This is a genomic window from Deltaproteobacteria bacterium, from assembly GCA_016709225.1.
GTDB lineage: Bacteria > Myxococcota_A > Polyangia > Nannocystales > Nannocystaceae > Xiheibacterium > Xiheibacterium phototrophicum.
Genome location: JADJEE010000001.1, coordinates 3,053,527 through 3,073,140, shown reverse-complemented (window position 1 = coordinate 3,073,140; position 19,614 = coordinate 3,053,527). Strand labels below are relative to the sequence as shown.

The following is a 19,614-nucleotide window of genomic DNA, read 5'->3' as shown; positions in this document are numbered from 1 at the left end:
TCGGACCTCGCAGGAGTCGATACGACCCCATGGGCAAGCGTTACGTCAAAGAGCGTGCGAGCGTCGATCCGCAGAAGCGATACACCCTCGAGGAGGCATGCCGCCTCGTCACCGAGGTCTCGAAGACGAAGTTCGATCAGAGCATCGACGTCGCCGCGCGCCTGGGTGTGAACCCCAAGCACGCCGACCAGATGATCCGCTCGAGCTGCGCGCTGCCCCACGGCACCGGCAAGACCGTGCGCGTGGTGGTGTTCGCCAAGGGTGAGCGCGCGAGCGAGGCCAACGCCGCCGGTGCCGACCTGGTCGGCGCCGAGGACCTGGTCGAGAAGATCCAGGGTGGTTGGCTCGACTTCGACAGCGCGATCGCGACGCCCGACATGATGGGTCTGGTCGGTCGCCTGGGTCGCGTGCTCGGTCCCCGCAACCTGATGCCGAACCCGAAGGTCGGCACGGTCACGATGGACGTCGCCCGGGCCGTGCGCGAGCTGAAGGCTGGTCGCATCGAGTTCCGCACCGAGAAGACCGGCATCGTGCATGCGCCGATCGGGAAGATCTCGTTCGGACCCGAGAAGATCCGCGAGAACCTGGTCGCCCTGCTCGAGCAGCTGCAGCGCCTCAAGCCGCAGACCGCCAAGGGCAAGTACTGGAAGAGCCTTACCGTGAGCGCAACGATGGGCCCCGGCTTGCGCATCGACACCAACGAGGTCGCGGCGCTGGTCGAGAAGAACTGATTCGCACCGCCCCGGCGGTTCGACCCGAGCGGGCGTCGCGGCAGCAGCTGCGACGCCCGTTTGCGTTCGGGCCACCGTCCCCCGGCACGCCGGGCGCGCGCTCGATGCACGGCCCGCGGGAACCTCTTGGCGCCAGGGCACCACGACCTGCGGGGGCGTTGCAGGCGATGAAGCACATCCGTTGGGCCGTAGGGTTGTCGCTGATGGGGTGCGGTGCCGATGCCGGGGGCGATCGCTCGCCCGGTGGCGGGGTTTCGCTGACCGGCATCACGATCACGGGCGGCGGCTCGAGCGGGGGCGGAGACTCCGGCGATGGCATCGGCTCCGACGGCGGATCGGAGGCGCCCAGCACCAAGTACGACGTGGGCGTGTCGGGCTTCTGCGCCGAGAAGGCGGCGGGTGTCTACTGCACCAGCGAGAACGTCGCGATGGAGTGTGGCGACGACGGCAGCCTCGTCGAGAGCCAGGACTGCGCGCCGGATCTGTGCCTCGAAGGTACCGGCTGCGTGGCGTGTCTCGCCGGGCAGTACCACTGCCAAGGGCAGAAGGTCATGCAGTGCAACGCCGCCGCGATGCCGCCGGCGTGGCAGCTGCTCGAGGTCTGTGACCCGGGCCAGGGCGAGGGCTGCGATCAGGGCACAGGCACCTGCGAGGTGCTGCAGCCGCTCGGGACCATGGTGCCGACCGGGCAGTACTTCCAGTTCGCGGACTTCCACACCGGCGGCACCGCGTTCCTCGGCGGCTACGACGTCGACAGCTGGGACGACACCATCTACGTGCTCGGCAACGGTGGCATCGACGTGTACACGGTCGCGCTGCTCGACACCGATGGCGACGGCAAGCTCGAGCCCAACCAGCACCCCGACAACGCCGATGCGCCGGGCCCCATCGAGGGCCGCACGCTCTCGTGGGTGCAGACGCTGCCGTTCTTCGGCACGCCGCAGCCGAGCTCGTCGGAGCTCCTGGCCCTCGACGATCGCATCTACATCGGCGGCGGCGCGATCACCGAGTACATGCTCGCCGGTGGTGCGACCGCGGTGATCACCAGCCCGCCGGGCTGGGCCAACCACTTCGCGGAGATCGGCTACGACGACGTGCACGGCGTGTGGTACGCGTCGAACGAGTCGAACCGCCGCGTGTTCCAGCACGACGCGAGCGACGACACCTGGGGGCTCGCGTTCGTGTATCCGACCCTCGCGGGCGACCACATGGACGGCATGGAGGTCGTGACCGATCCGAACACCGGGATCCCGTACGTCTACGTCTCGGACATGACCAGCGACTTCATCGGGCAGTACCGCCTCGATCCAAGCCTCGGATGGGTGCAGGAGAACCTGTTCAGCTACGCCGGGACCGGCGGCTCGCTGGTCGAGGGCATGGGCTTCGGCGCGCTCCACCACTTCTGGGCCACCGGCGGCGACTCGCTCTACGAGGTCGGCGGCGGCGACCTGGCCGAGTACACCGAGCCCCCGGGCTGACGCCGGCCGCTTCGCCGAATCCATGCGTCAACGCACGGTCGCAGGTCGCGCCGACCCGGCAACGGCCCGGTGACGGCGCGCCGCGGGGGCCTGTGGGCGCGCGCGCACGCCGGACGGGCAAGGGGTTGCACAGCGGAACGGGTCTTGCTATCCGTTCGCACCCTTCGCACCCCCGGCACGCCCCGACGCGTCCCCTGGAGGGTCACCGCCAACTCGACTTCGCAAGGAGGCGCGCACCTCGTTCCACTTCATCTCCACACGCTCGGTGTTCGCCACCGAGCACCACTCCGAGACCGCAGGCCGTCGTCGGCACGACGCGAAACACCGAGAGCATCGATCGGTAGCCCGCATGAGAGTGGAAGGAGAGCCCGCGCGCCGTTCCCTCGAGGACCGCAAAGGTCGCCTTCCCAACGACGTTCCCACCAACCGGACGACCGTACGTGCCACGCAGTCGGTCGCCGCGGAAGGCCACCCAAAGTAGGTCCTATCCTCGATGGACACCACACAGAAACAAGAACTCAGCAGCAAGCTCCGTGAGGAGCTGTCGCAGGCCAGCGCGTTCGTGCTGGTGGAGTTCGCGGGACTCACCGTCGCCAGCGTCAACGAGCTGCGCGGCAAGTTCCGCGAGGCGGGGTGCAGCTACCACGTCTACAAGAACTCCACGATCCGCTTCGCGATCCAAGAGACGGATCACGCGGCCGCCACCCCCTTGCTCAAGGGCGTCAGCGGTCTCGCGTTCCATCCCGACGATCCCGGCGCGGCGGCCCGCGTCGCCCGTGACTTCGCCAAGGACAACGACAAGTTCAAGCTCAAGGGCGGCGTCGCGTACGGCAAGATGCTTGACGCCGATGGCGTGGTCGCACTCGCGAACATGCCCGGTCCGCGCGAGCTCAAGGCGCAGTTCCTGGCGCTGCTCAACACCCCCGCCACCCAGTTCGTGCGCGTGCTGCAAGCATCCGCGCAGGGGCTGCTCAACGTGCTCAACGCCCGCAAAGAGAAGCTCGAAGCGGCGTAGTGCACCGCCTTGCCGCGTCGCGGCCAAGGCCATCCAACCAACCAGATTTCAGATCACAAGCAAGAAGAGAATCGAACCATGGCAGACATCACGAAGGATCAAGTCGTCGAGTACCTCTCCAACCTCCCGGTGATGGAGATCGCCGCGCTGGTGAAGGAGCTCGAGGGTAAGTGGGGCGTCTCGGCGGCCGCGCCGGTGGCCGTTGCGGCGGCCGGTGGCGGTGGCGGGGCTGCGGCCGCGCCGGTCGAGGAGAAGACCGAGTTCACCGTCGTCATCAAGAACGGCGGCGACAAGAAGATCAACGTCATCAAGGCGGTCCGCGAGCTCATCCCGGGCATCGGCCTGAAGGAAGCCAAGGACATGGTCGACGGCGCGCCCGCCACCGTGAAGGAAGGCGTCTCGAAGGAAGAGGCCGAGACGATGGTCAAGAAGCTGAAGGAAGCCGGCGCCGACGCCGAGATGAAGTAGTCGGTCCCGGTTGCCGACCGCGGCGGACGAGCCTTTCGAGCTCCGCCGCGGCCGGTTCTCCCGACCCCACCCGAAGCCGGCACGGCGTGCCGGAGGGTGGGGGCGGGCTCGAGAGGCTCGCAAGGCACCACAACTGAATCGCGTCAGCTGGCCGCACGGCCGGAACTCGCAGCCAAGCAGGGAAAATCTCGATGCCACAGGTCGTCCAGAACAACTTCAGGGTCCGCAAGAACTTCGGAAAACTGAAGAAGATCGTCGAAGTTCCCAACCTGATCGACATCCAGAAGCGCTCCTACGACAAGTTCCTGCAGCACGACATCCCGCCCGACGAGCGCGAGGACGTGGGTCTGCAGGCGGTCTTCAAGAGCGTGTTCCCGATCAAGGACTTCGGCGAGACCAGCTCGCTCGAGTTCGTCAGCTACGCGCTCGACCGCCCCAAGTACGACGAGGACGAGTGCCGCGCCCGCGGCATGACGTTCGCCGCGCCCATCAAGGTCGTCGTGCGCCTGGTGGTGTGGGACGTCGACGACGAAACCGGCACCCAGTCGATCCGCGACGTGAAGGAGCAGGAGGTCTACTTCGGCGAAATCCCGCTGATGACCGAGCACGGCACCTTCATCATCAACGGCACCGAGCGCGTGGTCGTCAGCCAGCTGCACCGCAGCCCTGGCGTGTTCTTCGACCATGATCGCGGCAAGACCCACGCGAGCGGCAAGAAGCTGTTCTCGGCGCGCGTCATCCCGTACCGCGGCTCGTGGCTCGACTTCGAGTTCGACCACAAGGACCTCATCTACGTCCGCATCGATCGTCGCCGCAAGCTGTACGCCAGCGTGCTGCTGCGCGCGCTCGGCTACACCACGCAGGAGCTGCTCGACTTCTTCTACTCGAAGGAGACCGTGTTCATCGAGCGCGACGGCGGCGAGACCAAGCTGTGGCGCGGCATCGACTACGACCTGCTCGGTGGTCAGCGTGCCGCTGGCGACATCATCGACCCCGAGACCAGCGAGGTGCTGGTCAAGAAGGGCCGCAAGATCTCGCGTGCGCACATCAAGCGCATGAAGAACGCCGGCATCAAGCGCCTGCCGATGGACTCCGAGGAGCTGACCGGCAAGGTCGCGGCCGAGGACACCATCGACGACAACACCGGCGAGGTGCTGCTCAACTGCAACGAGGACATCAGCGAGGAGCACATCGCGCGCCTGAGCGAGTCGGGCGTGAAGAGCTTCCGCATCCTCTTCATCGACGACTTCAACGTCGGGCCGTTCCTGCGCGACACCCTGCTGCAGGACAAGCTCACCAGCTCGGAGGAGGCCATCCTCGAGATCTACCGGCGCCTGCGCCCCGGTGATCCACCGACGCTGGACACCGCGCGCAACCTGTTCGACTCGCTGTTCTTCCGCGCCGACCGCTACGACCTGTCGACCGTCGGTCGTCTCAAGCTGAACCACAAGTTCGGCCTCGACGAGGACCTCGCGACCCAGGTCCTGACCAAGCGCGACATCCTCGAGACGGTCAAGTACCTGGTCGAGCTCCGCAACGGCCGCGGTCAGATCGACGACATCGACCACCTCGGCAACCGCCGCGTGCGTGCGGTCGGCGAGCTGATGGAGAACCAGTACCGCATTGGCCTGGTCCGCATGGAGCGCGCCATCAAGGAGCGCATGAGCATGTCCCAGGAGATGGACGCGCTCATGCCGGCGGACCTCATCAACGCCAAGCCGGTCAGCGCGGTCGTGAAGGAGTACTTCGCGTCGAGCCAGCTGTCGCAGTTCATGGATCAGACCAACCCGCTCTCCGAGGTCACGCACAAGCGTCGTCTCTCGGCGCTCGGGCCCGGCGGTCTGACCCGCGAGCGCGCCGGCTTCGAGGTGCGCGACGTCCACCAGACCCACTACGGCCGCATCTGCCCCATCGAGACGCCGGAAGGTCCGAACATCGGCCTCATCGCGTCGCTCTCGACCTACGCACGCATCAACGAGTTCGGCTTCATCGAGACGCCGTACCGCTCGGTCGACGGCGGCGTGGCCTCGGGTGACGTCGCGTACTACTCGGCGCTGCAGGAGCAGGGGCACTACATCGCCCAGGCCAACGCCAAGACCGACGACAAGGGCAAGCTCACCGCCGATCAGGTGCAGTGCCGCTACAACGAGGAGTTCGTGATGGTCGCCCCGCAAGAGGTGACGCTCATGGACGTCTCGCCGAACCAGCTGGTGTCGGTCGCCGCGTCGCTGATCCCGTTCCTCGAGCACGACGATGCCAACCGCGCCCTGATGGGCTCGAACATGCAGCGACAGGCGGTGCCGTGCCTGCGTCCGGATGCGCCGCTCATCGGCACCGGCATGGAGCAGCACGTCGCGCGCGACTCGGGCACCACCGTGGTGGCCGATCGCGACGGCATCGTCGAGCAGGTCGACGGCGCGCGCATCGTGGTCAAGCCGGTCTCGAGCAAGGACGAGAGCCGCTCGATCCTCGGTGCCAAGCCCGACATCTACAACCTGGTCAAGTTCGAGCGTTCGAACCAGAACACCGCGCTCAACCAGAAGCCGATCGTCCGCGTGGGCGACCGCGTGAAGAAGGGCGATGTCATCGCCGACGGCTCGGCCACCGAGCGCGGCGAGCTGGCGCTGGGCCAGAACGTGCTGGTCGCGTTCATGCCGTGGCAGGGCTACAACTTCGAGGACTCGATCCTCGTGTCGGAGCGGCTCATCCGCGACGACACCTACACGTCGCTGCACATCGAGGAGTTCGAGTGCGTCGCGCGTGACACCAAGCTCGGCAAAGAAGAGATCACGCGCGACATCCCGAACGTCGGCGAGGAAGCCCTGCGCAACCTCGACGAGGCCGGCATCGTGTGCATCGGCGCCGAGGTGAAGGCCGGCGACATCCTGGTCGGCAAGATCACGCCCAAGGGCGAGACCCAGCTGTCGCCCGAGGAGAAGCTGCTGCGGGCGATCTTCGGCGAGAAGGCCGGCGACGTGCGCGACACCTCGCTGCGGCTGCCGCCGGGCGTGTCCGGCATCGTCATCGACGCTCGCGTGTTCGCGCGCAAGGGCGTCGACAAGGACACCCGCGCCTCGCAAATCGAGGATCACGAGCGCGACAAGCTCATCAAGGACCGCAACGACAACGTCAACATCGTCTCGGACGGCTACTACAACCGCATCCGCGAGGTGATGAAGGGCAAGACCACGGCGGCCAAGCTCGTCGACGACACCGGCGCGGTGCTGTGCGACGCCGGCGTGGTCTTGAACGAAGAGGGGCTGTCGAAGATCCCGCGGCGCTTCTGGGGTCAGTTCGCGCTGACCACCGCCGAGGACACCGAGCTGGTCGAGGCGCTGGCGCGTCGACTCGAGAAGGACCTCGACGAAATCGAGACCATCTTCCGCGAGAAGATCGCGAAGCTGACCAAGGGCGACGAGCTGCCGCCCGGCGTCATCAAGATGGTCAAGGTCTACGTCTGCATCAAGCGCAAGCTGCAGGTCGGCGACAAGATGGCCGGCCGCCACGGCAACAAGGGCGTGATCTCGCGGATCATGCCGGTCGAGGATCTGCCGTACCTCGAGGACGGCACCCCGGTCGATCTCGTGCTCAACCCGCTGGGCGTGCCCTCGCGCATGAACGTCGGGCAGATCCTCGAGACCCACCTCGGGTGGGCGGCGCGCGAGCTGGGCAACCAGATCGACCGCTACATGCAGAGCAACTACAACACCGACGTGCTGCGCAAGCAGCTCAAGAAGATCTACGAGAACGCGGAGGCCGACCGCTTCGTGGACAGCCTCCCCGAGGAGGACGTCATTCGCTTCGCCGACAAGCTGCGTCGGGGCGTGCACATGGCGACGCCGGTGTTCGACGGTGCGATCGAGACCGAGGTCAAGACCACGCTCGAGAAGGCCGGGCTGCCCCGCGGTGGCCAGGCGATCCTGTTCGATGGTCGTACCGGTGAGGCGTTCAACGAGAACGTCACGGTCGGCATCATGTACATGCTGAAGCTGCACCACTTGGTGGACGACAAGATCCACGCGCGCTCGATCGGGCCCTACTCGCTGGTCACCCAGCAGCCCCTGGGCGGCAAGGCGCAGTTCGGTGGTCAGCGCCTGGGCGAGATGGAAGTGTGGGCGCTCGAGGCCTACGGCGCCGCCTATGCGCTGCAGGAGCTGCTCACGGTCAAGAGCGACGACGTCGTCGGCCGCATGCGGATGTACGAGTCGATCGTGAAGGGCCAGCCCACCATGCAGCCCGGCGTGCCCGAGAGCTTCAACGTGCTCCTCAAGGAGCTCCAGGCGCTGTGCCTGAACGTCGAGATGCTCGAGGTCGACATGGAGACCGGCCAGGTGCCGGGCACGATCCGCGAGGCCGCGCCGGCGGCCGAGTAGCACCCTCGGGTGCGAAGCCTGCGACGCCGCGGTGGTCCGAGTGACCGCCGCGGCGTTCGTGCGTCTGGGGCTCGGGCGACCGCAGGTGGCCCACGTCGTCGCGCGGGCGACCCGTGATGGGCCGCCACCGGCGGCGCGCAACGACTTCACTTGCTGCGTCGGGCGGCGATGCGTAGGGATGGGGGAGCGTGGCCTCGGCCGCGCGGAGGACCTCGATGGACGCAGATCCGCAGCGGCGACCGCGACGGCGGGCGAGTGACACCGAGCCCAACCTCGCCTTGTGGGCGGCGCTCGAGCAGGGCGCCAAGCTCCGGCGAATCCTCGAAGACTTCTACGAGCAGGTCTACGTCGATCCCCGACTCGCACCGTTCTTCGAGCACACCACCAAGAGCTGGGCGATCGATCACCAGTACGCGTTCTTGGCCGAGGCGTTCACCGGGCAAGACCTCTACTTCGGCGACCGCCCCCGCAACGCGCACCACTGGATGGTCATCAGCCACGAGCTGTTCGACTACCGTGAGGCGCTGATGGATCAGACGCTGCGGCGCCACGGGCTCGCCGACGAGCACATCCGCCACTGGCGAGCGTTCGAGGAGAAGTTCCGCTCGCACATCGTCAAAGACGTGCCGTTCGCCAAGAAGCGTCGTGGACAGGCGCTGCCGCTCGAAGGCTACGAGCCGGTCGTGCTCGACTCGGGCGGCATCTGCGACGGCTGCGCCGGCATCGTCGAGACCAACGCGACCGCGCACTACCACGTACGCACCGGTAAGGTGTACTGCGCGCAGTGCCGGCCAGGTGAGGCGCGCGGCGAACAGGGGGCATGAGCGATGGTGACGAAGATCCAGGCACGAGCACGCGGACCACTGGTGATCGAGCTCGACGGCGAGGTGGAGCTGGTCGGGCCCGACGGTGTCACGCGCGACACCAGCGGCATGAAGCGCTTGATGCTGTGTCGCTGCGGCGCCTCGAAGGCGCGACCGTTCTGCGACGGCTCGCACAATCGCATCGGCTTCGAGGCACCGCCGCCGGAGCCCGACGAAGCGGGCTGACCGCGCGTCAGGGCGTGCGGGCGTTCGCGAGGCCCGCCTCGAGCACCTCGTCGCGGCCGGCGGCGAGGCCCGCCAACGTCGGCGCAGCCGCGACCTTCGGCTGCACGCCCTCGACGTGGAAACGGCTGCCGTCGTGGCGGGTGACCTTCATGCCGGTGAAGATCACGAAGAAGCCACCCAGGGTGTCGACGCGTACGATGTCGCCGTTGGCGCCCGCGCTCGGGGTCCCGACCAGCGTGCCGAGGTCGTGCGCCTCGACGTAGCCGAGGATCGACTCCGCATAGCTGATGGCCTCGGCGTCGATGAGAAAGGTGAGCTTGCCCTGCACGTGGGGCTCGGCGGGGCGTACGTGCCAGCCGATCGGATCCCAACCGACGATGTGCCCGTCGGGCGCGAGCACCTGCGGCACGTGCATCCAGTCGGCGTTCTCTTCTTCGCGAAGCAGATGCGCGAGGATCTTGTGCGTGTTGCTCGGGTAGCCCCGCATGTCGAACACCACCGCCGGCGCGGCGGCGATCTCCGGCAGCGCGGGCTCGAGGTCCTCGTACTGCGCGCGCGTGAGATCGACGTAGTAGGTGCCGTCGTCGAAGCGGTGCAGCTGCGGCGGACGGGGCGGTTGTGCGGGTTCCGAGGCGTTGAAGTGGGCATCGACCTCGAGTGCGCGTCGGCCCCGTCGCAGCTTCACGGTGGCGGCGGCGTCGCGCGGCCCGGTGAGCGACTCCCAGCTGGCGGCCCGGAAGCGGCGCCACTGCGGTGAGCCCGACAGGCGATCGGCCAGGTGCGCGACCCTTGGCGCCAACGCGACGCCGTCGACGGCCTCGATCACGTCGCCGATCGCAAAGTGGCTGGGATCGTCGGTGCCGGTGACGGTCGGCACACCGTCGACCATCTCGACGCGCACGGGCAGGCGTCCGCGCGCCGCGATCTCGCGATGGCCGACCATGCCGTGGCCGTCCTGCAGCGCGTGCACGAGGGTCCACAGCGTGGCCGCGGTGTCGTCGACCGTGCGATCGTTCTCGGCGTCGGCGAGCGCCTGCGCGAGCAGTCCGGGCCAGTCGATCTCGACGGTGTCCTGATAGGGGTAGAAGTGCCGGAACACGTTCCACACTTCGATCACGGCGCCCTGACGCACGTCGAGATCGTGGTAGCCGCTCGCGCTGCGGGCGGCGTGGGCGAGGCCGGCGTCATCCAGCGGGGCTTCGCCGTCGTGCTCGGCATCGGCCGGGGAGAGCACGGTCGGCAGACGCAGGTGCAGGCCCGGCACGAGCTCGACCTCGACGCGGGCGTCGGGGGCCGGCGCCTGTGTGAAGCGGCGGCGGTGCGGACCCTCGGCGTTGACCCGCACCTGGCCGTAGGGCGGTGCGTACAGCGACAGGCGCGTGCCGACGTAGCCCTCGTGCTGCCAGTACACCATCGTGTCGCGTCCCTGCGGCGTCGGCCCGGGCGCGGGCGTCGACTCGCCGTCGATCCACAGATCCAGCCGCGGCGCGAGCGGGCCGAACAGCTCGACGAGTCGCGTGCGCAGCTCGTCGAGGGTGGCGGCGTCGCGCACCTGGGCCACGCCGATCGCCGCGAGGGCGCGCCAGTCGGTGCGGCTGGCGGCATCGGTGGGGTGGAACCAGCGGACGTAGCCGTACACGCGGGCGAAGGCCTGCAGGTTCTCCTGCTGTGTGGTCGCGCGCCCGGGCACGCGGGCGGTCGCGCGGGGGGCGAGCAGCTCGGTGTCGCCGGGTGAGCAGGCCGCGAGCGTCGTCGCGAGCGCGCCCGCCATCAGCCACCGGAACTCGCGGAGCATTGCATGCTCCGACGCCCCAACCCCTCCGAGGTTCCGTCGCGGGCGAAGATTTTTCGCGGTCACCACTAGGGTGCGCGCAGGCGCACGCGGCAGGCGGTGGGTGGATCCTCGGGGCCCCGCTCGGCGCACGGGTAGAGATCCACGTCCGCGGCCGGCCCGTGGGGCTCGCACACACCGTGGGCGTCGAGCTCGCAGTCGTTGATCTCGCAGGCGAGGGTGCAAGCGCGATCGTTGCCGTTGGCGAGGCCGTCGTCGCAGGCCTCGCCGGGATCGAGCATCGCGTTGCCGCAAGGGTGCAGGCCCGGCACGTGCCCGCGCGCGGGCGCGGCCGGTGAGCCGCGTCGTGTCGCGCCGAGCTCGTCGTCGTCGTCGTCGTCGTCGTCGTCGTCGTCATCGTTGTCGTCGTCGTGTTCGTCGTCGTCCCCGGCCGATGGGGCGGCCGGCACACCGGCGCTCGCGTCGTCCTCGGCGACGTCGCAGGCGAGCAACAGCCATGACCATGACGACAGCACCAGCGCGCACGCGCGCGTTCGAAGCGTGGGTCCCAACATCTGTAATCCTCCAGCGACGGACGCCGGCGACACACCGCTCCGTCCGAGATCCCAGGCCATCCGCGAGCATCGCGAACGCGCCTGCACTCCCGCTTGTGGCGGCAGGTCGCGGTCCGTCACCGACTCGCCGCGCGGTTGGGCAGTTCGCCAGGTCGCCTCACGCGAACTGCACACCCGCGCCGCCGCGGCCCTCGAGCAATCGCGCCGCTTTGCCGCGCATCGCCCGTGGTACGGGACCTGCTCTCGCCGTCGCCCGAGCGCATGGCAGCATCGATGTCCCTCGGGTGGTGGCTTCTCTTCGGGGGCGGTGACGCCGGAACGTTCGTGGCCAGCCCACCCACGCCGGTGCTCGACGAGGCCACCGCGATCGCAGCGGGTCGTGTCACGGCCACACCACGCGCGGTGCCCGAGCAAGCGCCCCGTCGGCGTGCCGCGGATGCCCCGAAGGCGGCCAAGCACGGCGTGGTGTTCGTCAACTTCGACGGCGCCGAGCTCAGCTCGGGCTGGGACGATGCCACCCAGAACGTCACGCAGATCGGCGAGTGTGCCGGCAGCTTCGCGCCCTACGGCGACGGAGCCATGCGCGACGCGGTGCTGCAGGCGGTGCGCACCGACTGGAACGACTTCGACATCCTCGTGACCGACACGCGGCCGGCGTCGGGCGAGTACACGATGAACATGACCGGGCCCAGCAACCCCTTCGGTGGCGGCGTGCTGGGCATCGCGCCGCTGGACTGCGACGACAGTCAGACCGCCAGCAACATCACCTACGCGTTCGTCAGCGCCAACGACGGGCTCTCGGCCGCCGAGCACGCGACCACCATCGGGCAGGAGGTCGCCCACAGCTTCGGGCTCGAGCACGTCGACGACACCGCCGACATCATGAACCCCTACGTGGCCGGCGGCGATCCAACCTTCAAGGACGAGTGCCTCACGATCGTGCAGGGCGGCAGCTGCCCCGATCAGCACATCGCCGAGTGCGGCGATGCGTACGCGCAGAACGCCTACCGCGAGCTGATGACCCTGTTCGGGCCCAGCTCGCCCGATGCCCAGGCGCCGACCGTGTCGATCACGTTCCCGCTCGATGGGCAGGAGTTCGAGGCCGGCACCGGCTTCGCCGTGATGGTGGACGTGGTCGACGATCAGGGCATCGGCGGCGTGACGCTCTACCAGGACGGCGCGATGGTCGGCGAGGACGCCAGCGCGCCGTACAGCTGGCAGGTGAACGGTTTGCCGAGCGGGGTCTACGAATTCTACGTGCGCGCGGTCGATCTCGCGGGCAACGAGGCCATGAGCGACACCGTCACGATCGGCATCGGCACCGCGCCGCCCAATGGTGGGGACGACGGGCCGCCCGGAGGTGGCAGCGACGGCGGCGGCACGGGCGTCGATACGGCCGACGATGGCAGCGACGGAGGTGGCGACGGACTCGACGACGGCGACGGGGCAGCGACGGCGGGCGCGCTGCCGCCCGGCTTCGGGTTCGACGCCGACGAGGGGGCGTGCGCGTGCCGGTCGACGGCTCGCCGTCGCTCGCGTGGGCGTGGGTGCCGCTGCTCGTGTGTCGCCGTCGACGGCGAGGATCACAGCGAGGCGAGGGCGGCCGCTAGCTCGGCGATCTGCGGGTGGCCGGGCGTGGTCTCGCGCAGGCGCAGGGCGTGGGCGTAGTGCTCGCGCGCGAGCTCGGTCGCCCCGCGATCGCGCTCGATGTCGACGAGGCTCGCGTACAGCTCGACCAGTCGCACGTGCTCGGGCCCATAGGCAGCCGTGCGGATCGCGAGTGCCCGCTGCGCATGGGCGAGCGCATCGTCGAGCCGGCCGCGCGCGCGCTCGGTGCGGGCGAGATCATCGAGCACACTGGCGATCGCGCGGTCGTCGGCGCCGAGCGTGTCGATGCGGGAGGCCAGCACGCGCTGCAGTTCGCGCTCGGCCTCGGCGAGGCGCCCGACGGCTCGCAGGCCGCGGGCGCGACGGTGCGCGTGGAAGTCGAGCGCGGGGTGCTCGGGCCCGAAGTACGCGGCCGCGGTGGCGAGCGCCTGCTCGTAGGCCCCCAGCGCGCCCTCGGCATCGCCCTGTGCGAGCCGGGCCGAGCCGAGGGTGCTCTGTGCAAGTGCGCGTCGGTCGTCGCGCACGATGTCGGGGATCGCGGCCTGCAGCACCGCGACCGCACCGTCGGCATCGCCGGCCTCCAAGCGAGCTTCCCCGACCACCGCATCGATCTCCGCGGTGGACTCGCCGGCGCGTAGCGCTGCGACGCGCGCGTGCTCGGCGAGCGCTTCGACCTCGTGCAGCGGCGCGGTGAACAGCGCCTGCTGCAGCAGACGCATGCCGAGCTGCGCGAGCAGCCGATCGTCGCCGACGCTCGCGGCCTCGCGGCGCGCGTCGATCAAGGTCGCCCGCGCCGATGTGACCGACGCGACCCTCGCCTGCGCGGCGCCGAGCAGCGCCTGGGCCTGCGCATGCAGGCCTCGCATCGTGCGCTCGCTGTCGCGGTCGCGCGGTGCTGCGGCATCGCGGGCAGCGCTCGCAGCCGCGATCGCGTCGTCGTAGCGGCCGAGCGCGAGCAGGGCGGTCGCCCGATCGACCGCGCGCCGGGCTGCGAGCGACGCCTCGTCGAGCGGTGCGGCGTCGGGCTCGTCGCAGCGCTGCAGCGGCGGCAGGTCGTCGACCGCTGCGAGCGCGTCGATCACCGTGCGTCGCGCTGCGGGCTGCAGCAGTGCGTCGCGCAGGGCCACGAGCTCGTCGGCACGGCGATCGAGGCAGCGCATGCGCGCATCGTGCAGGCTGTCCGATTGCTCGGCGCGCACGCGGGTGGCCACGCAGATGTCGTGACGCGCGTGCGCCCAGGCGTCGCGCCGCGCCGCGAGTCGCTCGGCCACGCGGGTTGCGATCGCGTCCGCGCCCGCGGGTCCGTTCGCGACGAAGACCTGCTGCAGGCGGGCGGCGTCCTGCGAGGTCCACAGCCGTGCAGCCGGGGCATCGGCGCCGGCGCAGGGGTCCTCGCGGGCGCGTGCGGCCGCGAACCACGTCGCGGCCGCGATGCTCACGAGCGCCGCGATGGTGCCCGCTGCCATGCCGCGGTGTCGGGGCGCCGCGAGTGCGGCGGCGACCGCCTCCATGTCGGGCATGCGCGCGGCCACGTCGTCTGCGAGGGTGCGACGCAGGACCGTGCGCACGGCCGCGGGCAAGCGTGCGCGCGCGCGCGTGAGCGCTGCACTCGTCGCCGGCGGTCGCTCGCCGAGCAGTGCCTCGTGCAGCGCGACCCCGAAGGCAAACTGATCGGCGGCCGCGCTCGCCGGTGCGCCCGCGCGCCGCTCGGGCGCGAGGTAGGCCGGCGTGCCGCCGCCGGGTGTCGGATCGCGCTCGGCCAGCACCCGCGCCATGCCGAAGTCGGCCACCCGCACGCCCATGCTCGCGCTCGCGGCCGCGCCCGCGCCCGCGTCGAGCAGCACGTTCTCCGGCTTGAGATCGCCATGCACGATGCCGCGGGCGTGCGCGGCCGCGAGTGCGCGCGCGATCGCGACGAACACCGCCACCACCTCGTCGTGCTCGCGCGGGGCCTCGCGCAGCCACGCGCGTAGATCGGGCCCCTGCACGAACGGCATCGCGATCACGATCTGTCCGTCGATCTCGGCGGCCTCGTGGACGCCGACGATGTGGGGATGCGACAGCTTGGCGAGGACGCGTGCCTCGTGCAGCAGCGCCGCGCGCCCCTCGGCGTCGGCGGTGCGCAGCAGCTTGAGCGCGACCTTGCGATCGAGCATGGGGTCGTAGGCCGCGAGCACCACGCCGATGGCGCCGCGGCCCACTGTGCCGAGCACCACGAAGCGACCCAGCCGCGGTGGCTCGTCGACGCCGACCAAGGCGCGACGGACGTTGGCGCGCATCAGCTCCGCGGTGGCGTCGCGGCGCGCAGGCCTGGCCGAGCGCACCAACGCCGCGCCTTCGGGGAAGGCGTCGTCGTCGTCGCCGGGCGGGGCCTCGCTCGCCAAAGCTCGCGCAGTATACTGGCCGCGGTGTCCGACGACGACGAGCTGCTCGCGGCCTGGCGTGCGGGCGATCGCGTCGCCGGCGATGCGCTCATCGGACGATGGTTCGATCCGATCTGTCGCTTCTTCCGCAGCAAGCTCGGCGACGACGTCGAGGACCTGATCCAACGCACCTTCCTCGATTGCCTCGAGAGCCGCGAGCGCCTACGCGAAGCCAGCTTCCGCAGCTTCCTGTTCGCGGTCGCACGCAATCGTCTGTTCGACGAGCTGCGTCGGGGACTGCGGCGACCGGTCGACATGCTCGGCACCATCTCGATCGCAGATCTGCGATCGACTCCGAGCCTGCGTGTGGCCCGGGCGCAGTCCGCCGACGGCATCGTGCAGGCGATGCAGGCGCTGCCGCTCGATCTGCAGATCACGCTCGAGCTGGCGTACTGGGAGGGGCTTTCGGGGCCCGAGATCGCGGCGGTGCTCGGCGTCTCGGAGCACACCGTGCGCAGCCGCCTGTCGCGGGCGCGGGCGCAGCTGCGCGCCCAGCTCGATCCGGCGCTTTCGCCCAACTCTGCGTGAGTGCAGAGGTTTTTTTCTGGGATCGGTCGGACGGGGTCGCGCGCCTCCCCGTCTAGCACGCCATGGCCAGCCTCCGATCGACCTTCGCCTCGCTCGCACTCCTCGTCGCCTGTTCGCCCGCTGCTGCGGAGCCCACCGAGTCGAGCGGTGACGGCCGCGACGATGGCTTCCTCGCCGGCAAGGCCGACGGTGCTTGCCTCGACGCGGCCTCGCCTGCGGCGACCGGCGTGCTCGCGTTCGTGAACGACGCGGCGACGGACCTCGAGCTGCTCGATCGCGCCGCCGAGGACGGCGGCGTGGGCCTGACGCGGCGCGCCGCGCAGAACCTCGTCGCCGCGCGTCCGATCGCCGACCTCGCGGCGCTCGACGCCGTGCCGTGGATCGGCCCCGCGAGCTGCCGCGCGCTGGCCGAGTACGCCTGCAACGAGGCCGAGCGCTGCGTGGCGACGCTCGACGTGATGACGTGGAACCTCGAGCACTTCCCCAAGACCGCCGCCACCGAGGACGCGGTCGTCGAGCTGCTGGGCTCGCTCGCGCCCGACCTCGTCGGCGTGCAGGAGGTCGAGTCGACCACCGCGCTACAGCACGTCGTCGACGCCTTGCCCGGGTACGCGCGCGTGCTCGGCAAGCGCGCGGACACCCGTGTCGCGCTGCTCTACCGCGAGGCCGCGTTCGAGCTGCGCGCGGTCGAGCAGCTCTTCACCGACGACGCCGACGCGTTCCCCCGTCCGCCGCTCGCCGTCACCATGGTGCCGCACGACGCCGTGGACCCCCACGAGGTCGTGTTCGTGGTCGTGCACCTGAAGGCACTCTCGGGCGCCAGCAACGAGGCTCGCCGCCGCGACGCCGTCACCAAGCTGCGCGCGTGGATCGACCAGCGCCGCGCGCTCACGCCCGACATCGTCGTGCTCGGCGACTGGAACGACCGCATCGAAGAGGGCCCCGACACCAATGTCTTCGGCCCGCTGCTCGAAGCCGCCGCCCGCGTCGAGTTCCTCACCGCCGAGGCCGCGCAGACCGGCGCGTACTCCTACGTGCCATTTCGCAGCCTCATCGATCACATCGCCGTGACCGAGGAAGCGCTGGAGGACCTGCGGGATCCCGAGCTCGAGGTGCTGCCGCTCGAGCAGACCTGGGGTGGTGGGGACTACGTGGGTGAGGTGACGGATCACCGGCCGGTGCGTGCGCGCTTCGAGACTGCGGTCGGGTACTGAGATCACGCACCGCCCAGGGACGCGTGCGGGTGTGGGCTCGCGCTGCGCGAGCGCGGTGGCAGGGGTTCCCCGATGGCATTGGGTGGCCGCGGGCGCGAACGCTCCGCGAGAGATCGAATGGTCACTCGATGCTTCGATTCATCCCCACCTCCTGCGGTCTCGCTCACCGATCGCGCGGTCCCGAATCTCCTACACTGCCGGGCCCAGGAGATGACCGAAACTTCGACCACCAGCTCCATCAAACAGATCCCCCATCGGTTCTGGCCGATTCTCAGCACCCTCGCTGCGGTGCCCGGGGCAATGCACCGTCGCCAGATCATCGACATCGTCGCCGAACGGCTCGGGCTCGATGCCGCGGCGCGCGACCAGCGGATTCCGAGCGGTAAGGTGACGACGCATGCCCACCGCACCGGGTGGGCGCTGCAGCACCTCAAGCACGCCGGGCTCGTCCGTGCCGACCTTCCGGGGACCTGGGGCCTGACGCCGGAGGGACGTGCGTACATTGCCGCGCGGCCCGATGGGCTCACGGCGGAGGACACCGCCACGCTGATGCGTGCCACCGGACAGAGTCGCGTCGCCTCGGATGGCGTGCTCGCGCCCGGACCAAGCGAACTCCCGCCGTTGCCGTGCGAGGCCGCCGAGAGCGTGAGCGCCGGCAGCAGCAGCGGCGACCAGACCACGCCCGAGGAGCAGATCGACCACGCCCTGGGCGTGCTCAAGCAGTCGGTCGTCGAGCAGCTGCTGGATCGCCTGCAGGCCGGCACACCGCGGTTCTTCGAGTTCGTCGTGTCCGACCTCCTGCAGAAGATGGGCTATGGCACCGCCCGCGACGACCTGCGTCGCGTGGTGGGATCCGGCGACGCCGGCATCGACGGCATCATCTCCCTCGATCGTCTCGGACTCGAAAAGGTCTACATCCAGGCCAAGCGCTGGCAGAACAACGTCGGGCGGCCGGAGATCCAGGGCTTCTTCGGCGCGCTGCACGGGCGCCACGCCAACAAGGGCGTCTTCATCACCACCTCGCGATTCACTCGCGAGGCCCATGACTTCGCCACCTCCGTCTCCGACACGATCGTGCTCGTCGATGGTCAGACCCTCGCCGAGCTCATGATCGAGTACGGCGTCGGCGTCACGCGGCGGCCGGTCTACCTGCCCGACGTCGACTCGGACTACTTCGACGACGAGTGAGGTACTCATGACCCCCGAGCAGTTCTACGCGCGCTACCCGAGCATGAAGCCGTACGAGGGGCAGCACTACGAGGCGGGCGGTCGACCGCGACTACTGCTGGTCGGTGAGAGCCACTATCTCCCGGAGCAGGCCACGCAGCACCTCGACGCCGCCACCTGGTATCAGGGGAGCCAGGAGACGCTCGCCGCGGAGGAACTCCGGTGCACCGGGGCCCAGGGCGAATGGCGGCGGTGGATCGACACCGCGGGTGCAGTGTCACGCGCGTGCGCGACGAACTTCGCCAACAAGGCCCACTGGATCTGGAAGAACGCCTTCGAGGTGATCAATGAAGCCGGACCCGGGTACCCGATGGCCCGTGACGTCGCCGATGACGTCGCCATCTTCAATTTCTTCCTCCGTCCCGCACGCGAACACGACTCCCTTCGAGGTCATCTGACCGAGCAGGACTTCGACCTCGCCAACGTGCTGTTCGAACACCGCATCGCGGACCTGCAGCCGCGGGCGATCGCCTTCGTCTCACGACTCGCGGCGAAGAAGTGCCAACTCCTCGAACGGCTGGAGATGCCGATCGTCGTCACGTGCCACCCCTCCAGCGCGTGGTGGAACCGCCGCTCGGACAAGTACGAGGGGCGTTGCGGTCGAGAGATTCTCGCAGCGTTCGTTCGCGATAGGGTTCGCTGGCGCGAACCCGTGGGTGATGCGCATTAGCCACCCTCGTGCACGGCTACGTCGCGAACACCGATGGCCTGGTCCCGTGCTCCGACACCCATCGTCTCTGCGATGCTGGTGACTTGACCGTCACGCCCGAGTTCCGATTCGATGCGGGTGCGCGGCTGAAGCAGGACTTCTCCAACGGTCGCTCCAATCTGGCGCGGCACGGCCAACGATTCAAGTGCCGGAACGGCTGCAGGACTGGCCTGAAGCTGCGCTTCTCCGGTAGCACGATGAATTGTACAGCGGTTGATGGTGGGACGGTCGCGTGTCGTCACCGACTCGCCCGCGCAGCAGTGCATCATTCACGTCTGGGATTCGGGCGATGGCGCAGCCGCGGTAGTCCCCACGACGGACCGTCCGCTGCAGCCGTGTGGTGAGGAACGCCGATGCCGAGCATGAGCGATCGCGACCGATGCGAGCTCTTGCAGTCGCACGGCAACCGTCCACGCGTCATCGCGCGCCCCGCCGTCCTCGCGGC

Annotated in this window: 14 protein-coding genes; 11 read left to right on the top strand and 3 right to left on the bottom strand. The window is 69.6% G+C overall.

The window, feature by feature from the left end:
* Positions 1-29 precede the first annotated feature (29 nt).
* The 7 genes from IPH07_12525 to IPH07_12495 all read left to right on the top strand — a co-directional run bounded on the left by IPH07_12525 (position 30) and on the right by IPH07_12495 (position 9,114).
* The gene (locus IPH07_12525) at positions 30-731 is read left to right on the top strand and encodes a 50S ribosomal protein L1 (GenBank protein ID MBK6918219.1); all 702 of its coding nucleotides are present in this window, start codon (positions 30-32) and stop codon (positions 729-731) included.
* 167 nt (positions 732-898) lie between these two features.
* On the top strand, positions 899-2,209 hold the full coding sequence (locus IPH07_12520) for a hypothetical protein (GenBank protein MBK6918218.1): 1,311 nt from the start codon (positions 899-901) through the stop codon (positions 2,207-2,209).
* Positions 2,210-2,702: 493 nt separating this feature from the next.
* Positions 2,703-3,224, top strand: a complete 522-nt coding sequence (locus IPH07_12515) for a 50S ribosomal protein L10 (GenBank protein MBK6918217.1) — start codon at positions 2,703-2,705, stop codon at positions 3,222-3,224.
* A gap of 87 nt (positions 3,225-3,311) precedes the next feature.
* Positions 3,312-3,692 carry a 50S ribosomal protein L7/L12 gene (rplL, locus tag IPH07_12510; protein ID MBK6918216.1) on the top strand — a complete coding sequence of 127 codons (381 nt, stop codon included), beginning with the start codon at positions 3,312-3,314 and terminating at the stop codon, positions 3,690-3,692.
* A 191-nt stretch (positions 3,693-3,883) separates the two neighbouring features.
* On the top strand, positions 3,884-8,065 hold the full coding sequence (gene rpoB / locus IPH07_12505) for a DNA-directed RNA polymerase subunit beta (protein ID MBK6918215.1): 4,182 nt from the start codon (positions 3,884-3,886) through the stop codon (positions 8,063-8,065).
* Positions 8,066-8,280: 215 nt separating this feature from the next.
* Entirely contained in the window at positions 8,281-8,889 is a 609-nt protein-coding gene (locus tag IPH07_12500; protein ID MBK6918214.1) for a group 1 truncated hemoglobin, read from the top strand.
* A 3-nt stretch (positions 8,890-8,892) separates the two neighbouring features.
* A complete protein-coding gene (locus IPH07_12495) occupies positions 8,893-9,114 on the top strand; it encodes a CDGSH iron-sulfur domain-containing protein (GenBank protein MBK6918213.1) in 222 nt (73 codons plus the stop codon).
* A 7-nt stretch (positions 9,115-9,121) separates the two neighbouring features.
* On the opposite strand, the gene IPH07_12490 is transcribed toward IPH07_12495, so the two are convergent.
* Positions 9,122-10,909, bottom strand: a complete 1,788-nt coding sequence (locus IPH07_12490) for a hypothetical protein (GenBank protein ID MBK6918212.1) — start codon at positions 10,907-10,909, stop codon at positions 9,122-9,124.
* Between the two features lie 65 nt (positions 10,910-10,974).
* Positions 10,975-11,460 carry a hypothetical protein gene (locus IPH07_12485; protein MBK6918211.1) on the bottom strand — a complete coding sequence of 162 codons (486 nt, stop codon included), beginning with the start codon at positions 11,458-11,460 and terminating at the stop codon, positions 10,975-10,977.
* A gap of 324 nt (positions 11,461-11,784) precedes the next feature.
* Between IPH07_12485 and IPH07_12480 the strand changes: the two genes are divergently transcribed.
* Entirely contained in the window at positions 11,785-13,128 is a 1,344-nt protein-coding gene (locus IPH07_12480) for a hypothetical protein (protein ID MBK6918210.1), read from the top strand.
* Here IPH07_12480 and IPH07_12475 read toward each other — a convergent pair.
* A complete protein-coding gene (locus tag IPH07_12475) occupies positions 13,044-15,617 on the bottom strand; it encodes a serine/threonine protein kinase (GenBank protein ID MBK6918209.1) in 2,574 nt (857 codons plus the stop codon). The two genes, IPH07_12480 and IPH07_12475, sit on opposite strands and share 85 nt — an antisense overlap.
* Positions 15,618-16,081: 464 nt before the next feature.
* Here IPH07_12475 and IPH07_12470 point away from each other — a divergent pair, with 464 nt between their 5' ends.
* The 3 genes from IPH07_12470 (at position 16,082) to IPH07_12460 (ending at position 19,130) form a co-directional block, all read left to right on the top strand.
* Positions 16,082-17,233, top strand: coding sequence for an endonuclease/exonuclease/phosphatase family protein (locus tag IPH07_12470; GenBank protein ID MBK6918208.1), 1,152 nt, complete (start codon positions 16,082-16,084; stop codon positions 17,231-17,233).
* Positions 17,234-17,443: 210 nt separating this feature from the next.
* Positions 17,444-18,421, top strand: coding sequence for a restriction endonuclease (locus IPH07_12465; GenBank protein ID MBK6918207.1), 978 nt, complete (start codon positions 17,444-17,446; stop codon positions 18,419-18,421).
* A gap of 7 nt (positions 18,422-18,428) precedes the next feature.
* Positions 18,429-19,130: a hypothetical protein gene (locus tag IPH07_12460; protein MBK6918206.1), complete on the top strand. Its 702-nt coding sequence runs from the start codon at positions 18,429-18,431 to the stop codon at positions 19,128-19,130.
* The last annotated feature ends 484 nt before the right edge of the window (positions 19,131-19,614 follow it).